Source organism: Gemmatimonas sp. (assembly GCF_044345575.1).
In the GTDB taxonomy this organism is placed as follows: domain Bacteria; phylum Gemmatimonadota; class Gemmatimonadetes; order Gemmatimonadales; family Gemmatimonadaceae; genus Gemmatimonas.
The window spans coordinates 1-3,732 of record NZ_JBIJAW010000317.1 but is presented as its reverse complement, the minus strand read 5'-3'; the positions used below and the strand labels follow the sequence as shown (position 1 = coordinate 3,732).

Sequence of the window (3,732 nt, the reverse complement as noted above, 5' to 3'; positions counted from 1 at the left end):
GCAGCGGCACGCCATGACGTGGCTTCAGCGGCGGGTGGCCGCGCTGTCCACTGTGGAGCGGGCCAGACACGCGACCTACCTAGGGGAGGCGCAGGCCATGATCGCCGGTGCGGCCAGTGCGGGCGCAGCGGTGGCGCTTCGCACGTGGATGGACGAGGCGGATGCCGACGCACGTGAGTCGTGGCCGGACTGGCGTGTGCATCCGGCGTTGTCAGCGCTCGCTCGGCCGTCGGTGAATTCGTCCGTCCACTCGGCCGATGCCCCCGTGCGCGTCGCGGCGTGCCTCTGGGTATGGCCGCCCTGAGTTCGCCCGCATCCGCTTCGCCGTCGGGTCCTCGCCGTTACACTTCGGTATGCCTCGCCCAGCCCTGCTCTTCGATCTCGATGGGACCCTCATCGATTCCATCGGTCTTCTGCTCGAATGCATGCAGTTCGCCTTCGAGGGGCGTGAACAGGCGCCCACCACGGCCGAGTGGGTGGCTGGTATCGGTACGCCGCTGCGGACGCAGTTGGCCGAGTGGTGCCGGGATGTGGAGGATGTGGAGGCCATGGTGGGCCGGTATCGTGAGTACCAGGACCTCCACCTCGAGCGTCTCACCACGCCCTTCCCCGACGTGCTCGACACGATCCGCTGGGCTCGCGATCTGGGGTATCCCACGGCCATCGTGACCAGCAAGGGCAAGGGGATGACGAAGCGGTCGCTCGACCATGTGGGGTTGAGCGATGCGTTCGACGCCGTGGTGACCTTCGAGGAAACCGCGCGCCACAAGCCACTCCCCGACCCGGTCCATCTCGCACTTGAGCGGCTCGGCGCATCGTCCGAGTCAGCGCTCTTCGTAGGCGACTCGCCGCACGATATGCATGCCGGTCGTGCCGCCGGAGTCCGGACGGCGGCCGCCCTGTGGGGGCCGTTCTCCCGTGATGAGCTGGCCGTGGCGCACCCGACCTATTGGCTCAGCGGCTTCGGCGAGCTCAGGCAGTTGGTCGCGCAGCTCGGCTGAGCGCTCGGCTGAGCACTCGGCGAGCCCGTCGTGCAGGCGAATCCGCCGGGGGGAGTTCGGCGTAGGGGAGAGCGACGTTTCCGCACGACTGAGCAATTGCGCCTCTTCCCGGAGTATTCCATGCGGTTCACAAACATTGTCGCGACCTGGTCGCGTGTCCTCGTCGCCGCCGGTTCCGTAGCGCTGGCGACTGCCCTGCCGTCGTCACCCGTGACCGCGCAGGATGCCAAGCGCGAGACCGCCTTCACCTGGTCGGGCACGCTTCCGGCGCGCGGCACGCTGTTCATCAAAAACGTCAACGGCGGCGTGGCGGTGGAACGCAGCAGCAACGGCCGCGTGGAGGTGATCGGCGAGAAGCGCTGGCGTCGCGGCAATCCCGACGACGTGCGCATCGAGCAGAAGAAGTCGGGCGACAACGTGGTGATCTGCGCGCTGTATCAGGAAGGCTCCACCTGCGACGAGACGGGGATCAAGAGCGATCGCGGCAAGCGATGGAACGATCGCAACGATGTCTCGGTGCGCTTCATCGTGAAGGTCCCCGAGGGCACGCGCATCGATCTCTCCACCGTGAATGGCGAGGTGGACGTGCGCGACGTGACCGCAGCCGTGCGCGCCGTGACGGTGAACGGCAGCATCACCGCGCGCAGCGCCGGCGGCCCGGTGTACGCGAAGACGGTGAACGGCAGCATCAACGTATCGATGGGCCCCATTGGCCGTACCGACGAGCTCGAATACGAGACGGTGAACGGTTCGATCACCCTCGAATTCCCGTCGAACTTCGGCGCCGAGTTGGAGCTGAGCACCGTGAACGGTCGCGTGTCCACGGATTTCCCGGTCACGATGTCGGGCACGCTCTCCTCGCGCCGCCTGCGCGGTACGATCGGTGACGGCCGCACACGCGTGCGGGCGAGCACAGTCAACGGGGCGGTCACGCTGAAAAAGCGGGATTAACGGCGGAGGGAACGGCGGGTTACTGCGTCATGGATGAACAGCGTCATGGGTCATGATGACGACGAAGCCGTAACGACGTGCAATGCGGAAAAGGATGGCGGCGCCCACTTCGTGGCGCCGCTTTTTCGTGGTACCCGCCGTTCGGGCTTCGCAGTCACCATGACTCATGACCCATGACGCCGTCTCTCGCAGTGTCCTGCGCAGTTACCTCGCGCAGCCTTCGATCGCCGCCGCCAGCTCGAAGTCTTTCCCCGTGATCCCGCCGCTGTCGTGCGTGCTCAGCGTGAACGTCACGGCGGTGTAGCGAATGTCGATGTCAGGGTGATGCTGCTGCGCCTCGGCGACATCAGCCACGCGCGCGATGCAGGCGATGCCGTCGGGGAAGGTCGCGAAGCGGAACGTCTTCGTGATGGTGTCATTCTCACGGGTCCAGCCGGGCAGGGACGCGAGGTGCTGCTGCACCACGTCGGCGGAAAGCACGGGAGCGGGCGTCATGGGCGGGTGATCCGGGGTTCTGGTGATCTGAGGTTCTGAGGATCCGACGGTTCGAGGTCGGAATGCCCGATCGGACAAACTGACGGCCCGAAAATCGGATATTGCTGCTTCGGCCTGCGTTCGGTAGCGTCCGTTCATGTCGGCCACAGTACCGGGCTGACGGAATGTGACAGGAATATGCACGTCTGATAAATGAAAATTTCGAGACAGTAATAAAACAGTAACAAGCCATATTATCCAAAAATACGGCATTGTAACTCGATTTCGCCTCGACGATGGAGAGCAGAGATACGGTCAGAGGTGATGGAACCACACGGGCCGGCAGCCGGCCCTGCGGCAATTGTCAGACAGCTCGCGCTTTTTGAGTCGGGATCCGCCGGTTACCTTCGGCGGTTTTTTCGACCCCTGATTTTCGGTATTTATTCGGTATCTGAACTTCCCATGCCCCTCGCATCCTCGCTGGCGTATGCTCCGGTCCTCCCTCCGCTTTCCGCGGCGGAGAGGGCCATCAATGCCCCCCTCCCGCCATTGGCGCCGGCGCTCGCGCAGCTGCAGACGCAGCTGCAACAGGTCGTCGCCGGGGGCCGTCAGGCCAGCCCGCCGTGGCCCACGGGGCTGCCGGCGCTCGATGCGGCGCTCGGGGGCGGCATTCAGCGGGGGCGTATCACCGAGCTCACCGGGCCGCTGGCGGTGGGCAAGACGGCGCTCCTGCGGCAGGTCGTGGCGCAGGTGCTCACCACCGGTGCCTGGGTGGCCTGGATCGACGCCGGCCGCACGCTCGCCCCGGCCCCGTGGGCCGACCTCGGCGAGCGGTTCGTGGTCATTCGGCTCCCCGATGCCAAACGGGCCGCCTGGACGGCCGACCTGCTCCTGCGCAGCGGGGTGTTCGGATTGGTCGTGCTCGATGGCGCGCCGCCGCTGTCGCGGGTGCACGGCGTACGCCTCGCCCAGCTCGCGCGCGAACGCGACGCCGCCTGTGTCGTGCTGGAGCACGTCATCCCCGGCGAAACGCGGGTCCAGCGGCTCGCCGGCACCGTGCGCCTCAGGGTGGGGCTCAGTACGCCGCCTTCCATGCGCGCGCTATCCGGCAGGAAAACGGCGGTGACGGCCCCGAACGCGACCGCCAACCCCCAACTCCCACCACCCACCGCCCACCCTGCCCCCTGCTCCCTGATCACCATCGAAAAGGGCGCCGCCTCTTCCACCTCCACCCGCCCCATCGAGGTCCCCCGTGTCATCGTCCTGGCGCGTCGCGTGTGTGCGCATTCCGAGATTCCCGATCGGC

The 3,732-nt window shown here is 66.6% G+C and carries 4 protein-coding genes and 1 pseudogene; 4 read left to right on the top strand and 1 reads right to left on the bottom strand.

The window, feature by feature from the left end:
- The 3 genes from ACIQ6O_RS14335 to ACIQ6O_RS14325 form a co-directional block, all read left to right on the top strand.
- Nucleotides 1-304, top strand: a 304-nt coding sequence (locus ACIQ6O_RS14335) for a hypothetical protein (RefSeq protein ID WP_396208461.1), incomplete at its 5' end; no start/stop codon positions are given.
- Between the two features lie 49 nt (nt 305-353).
- Nucleotides 354-1,001, top strand: coding sequence for an HAD family hydrolase (locus tag ACIQ6O_RS14330; RefSeq protein ID WP_396208460.1), 648 nt, complete (start codon nt 354-356; stop codon nt 999-1,001).
- Nucleotides 1,002-1,121: 120 nt separating this feature from the next.
- Nucleotides 1,122-1,952: a DUF4097 family beta strand repeat-containing protein gene (locus ACIQ6O_RS14325; protein WP_396208459.1), complete on the top strand. Its 831-nt coding sequence runs from the start codon at nt 1,122-1,124 to the stop codon at nt 1,950-1,952.
- Nucleotides 1,953-2,156: 204 nt separating this feature from the next.
- On the opposite strand, the gene ACIQ6O_RS14320 is transcribed toward ACIQ6O_RS14325, so the two are convergent.
- On the bottom strand, nt 2,157-2,447 hold the full coding sequence (locus ACIQ6O_RS14320; protein ID WP_396208458.1) for a 4a-hydroxytetrahydrobiopterin dehydratase: 291 nt from the start codon (nt 2,445-2,447) through the stop codon (nt 2,157-2,159).
- Nucleotides 2,448-2,888: 441 nt separating this feature from the next.
- Here ACIQ6O_RS14320 and ACIQ6O_RS14315 point away from each other — a divergent pair.
- Nucleotides 2,889-3,732 (top strand): annotated as a pseudogene (locus tag ACIQ6O_RS14315) (hypothetical protein); the annotation flags it as partial.